Source organism: Pseudomonas sp. (assembly GCF_037994325.1).
GTDB lineage: Bacteria > Pseudomonadota > Gammaproteobacteria > Pseudomonadales > Pseudomonadaceae > Aquipseudomonas.
The window spans coordinates 1-2258 of record NZ_JBBNAH010000067.1; the positions used below are offsets into that span (position 1 = coordinate 1).

Below are 2258 nucleotides of genomic sequence, written 5' to 3' on the forward strand. Positions count from 1 at the left end.
CCACGGCGTAAACGCGCAAACCGCTGGTGCGCGCAGCACACCCTACGAGATCAGGAGCAACGGTGGGCGCCCCTGGAATCGGTCAACACGCGAGCAAAAACAAAAATACTTAAGCAGGGTTGTAACAACCTCAGTGCCGGTTTCTCTACTTCACTAAGCAAGCAGCCCAGTGAGTACGTAAACGAGCGCGGTGACTCGTAACCCACAAACCGCCGCGAGGCTTCCTACAAAGGCCCCGGCTCCGTGCTCTATTGCTTGCTGGTGCCACGCACTACTTTCGCACCCCTGCACTGAACCCGTTGCGCTGTATGGGGATAGTCAGGCGTTTTAACCCACCAACCGAAAAGAGAAATCACCATGAAAAAATCACCAACCCTGCACACCGCCGCCCTCGCCCTCGCTCTGGGCAGCGCCCTGAGCATGGCCGCCGCGCCAATGGTTGCCCACGCCGCAGGCGACACCGAAAAATGCTTTGGCGTGGCCTTGAAAGGTAAAAACGATTGCGCCGCAGGCGCTGGCACTACCTGCGCCGGCACCTCGGTTAAAGACCACCAGGGCAACGCATGGAAAGCGGTGCCGAAAGGCACCTGCGAAAAAACTGCCAGCTCGACCTCCCCAACCGGTTTTGGTCAGCTCGAAGCCTTCAAAGAAAAAGCCTGATCCCCTCCTGCTGCCGAGACGCACACGTATGAATCAGCCATTGCTGCCTCCCCTTAGCGCGTCTCGCGCCGGCCATCCGACGCGTGCAGCAACCCTGCCCGCACGCGTCGGCTTGGGGCTTAAGCCCCAGCATTACCAAGACATTCTCGCCAGCCTGCCCGCCGTGGGTTTCTTTGAAATTCATGCGGAAAACTACATGGTCGCCGGCGGCCCTTTTCATCACTACCTCGGGCAGATTCGCCAGCATTACCCGCTGTCGCTGCATGGGGTCGGTCTGTCTATTGGCGCGGAAGATCCGCTCGATATGCAGCACCTGCAACGCCTGGCCAATTTACTTGAGCGCTACCAGCCCGAAGCCTTTTCCGAGCACCTGGCCTGGTCCAGCCACGGCCCCACCTTTCTCAATGACTTGCTGCCGGTGGCCTATGACCGGGCAACCCTGGAGCGCGTGTGCCAGCACATCGACCAGACCCAGAGCTTTCTCAAACGCCCCATGCTGCTGGAAAACCCGGCCACCTATGTCGAGTTCAGCGAGTCGAGCATGAGCGAGGCGGCGTTTATCACCGAAGTGGTACAGCGCACCGGCTGCGCGCTGCTGCTGGACGTTAACAACCTGTATATCTCCTGCATCAACCACGGTCGCGATGTGCAGGCGTATCTGCAACAACTGCCGCTGGCGGCGGTGCAGCAAATTCACTTGGCCGGTTTTGCTGAAGACCGCGACGGCAATGGCGACCGCTTGTTGATCGACAGTCATGGCGCCCCCGTAGATGACGCGGTGTGGGCGCTATACGGGCAAATCATCGCGCAGCTCGGGCCACTGCCGACCTTGATCGAACGCGACAACGATGTACCGCCGCTGGCGCACCTATTAGCCGAAGCAGAATTGGCCGAAACCATGTTGGCCGGGAGCCGCCTGTTATGAGCCTGCAGCTAAATTTCTCTAACGCCTTATTCAGCCACGAGAGCAGTACGCCAGAAGGTTTGCACACCTGGAATGACTCAAACCCGGCAAGCCGTTTCGCGGTGTACCGCAATAACGTGCTGAGCTCGCTGATCAACGCTTTGGCCGACAGTTACCCGGTGGTTCAAGCGCTCGTAGGCGAAGCGTTTTTCCGCGCCATGGCCCTGGTCTATGTACAGGAAAACTCGCCGCGCTCACGTCTGCTGGTGCACTACGGCCATGACTTGGCGAACTTTATTGACGCCTTCGAGCCCGCCCGCCAACTGCCCTACCTCGGCGATGTCGCCCGCCTTGAAGCCCTACGCATTCAGGCTTACCACGCGGCGGATATGACGCCCCTAAGCCATGAGCAACTGAGCAACGCCGTGGCTACTAGCGAAGACCCGGCGCGTCTGGTGTTCACCCTGCACCCCTCGTTGGCCGTGCTGTCCTCGCCGTTTGCCGCGCGTTCGCTATGGGCCGCGCATCAAGGCGAGCTGGCAATTGAAAACGTCGACCCCTACAGAGCCGAACAGTGCCTGGTACTGCGTCAGCACCTGGATGTGCTGGTGATTGCCATCGACGCCGCCAGCGCCGCTTTTATCGCCCGCTTACAGGCCGGCCAAGCGCTTGGCGAGGCCACAGCCGACTGCCC

At 60.1% G+C, this 2258-nt stretch carries 3 protein-coding genes; all 3 read left to right on the forward strand.

The window, feature by feature from the left end; genetic code table 11:
- Window positions 1-357: 357 nt before the first annotated feature.
- Window positions 358-660, forward strand: a complete 303-nt coding sequence (locus AAAB16_RS02175; RefSeq protein ID WP_340661856.1) for a DUF2282 domain-containing protein — start codon at window positions 358-360, stop codon at window positions 658-660.
- Window positions 661-688: 28 nt separating this feature from the next.
- Complete coding sequence (locus tag AAAB16_RS02180; protein ID WP_340661857.1) at window positions 689-1585, forward strand: DUF692 domain-containing protein; 897 nt, start codon at window positions 689-691, stop codon at window positions 1583-1585.
- Window positions 1582-2258: DNA-binding domain-containing protein (locus AAAB16_RS02185; protein ID WP_340661858.1), on the forward strand; the 677-nt coding region annotated here is incomplete at its 3' end. The genes AAAB16_RS02180 and AAAB16_RS02185, both read left to right, overlap by 4 nt.

Bases quoted from the DNA above. Each gene is read 5' to 3' on its own strand.
- AAAB16_RS02175 (WP_340661856.1), top strand. From the start codon at position 358: ATGAAAAAATCACCAACCCTGCACACCGCCGCCCTCGCCCTCGCTCTG.
- AAAB16_RS02180 (WP_340661857.1), top strand. From the start codon at position 689: ATGAATCAGCCATTGCTGCCTCCCCTTAGCGCGTCTCGCGCCGGCCAT.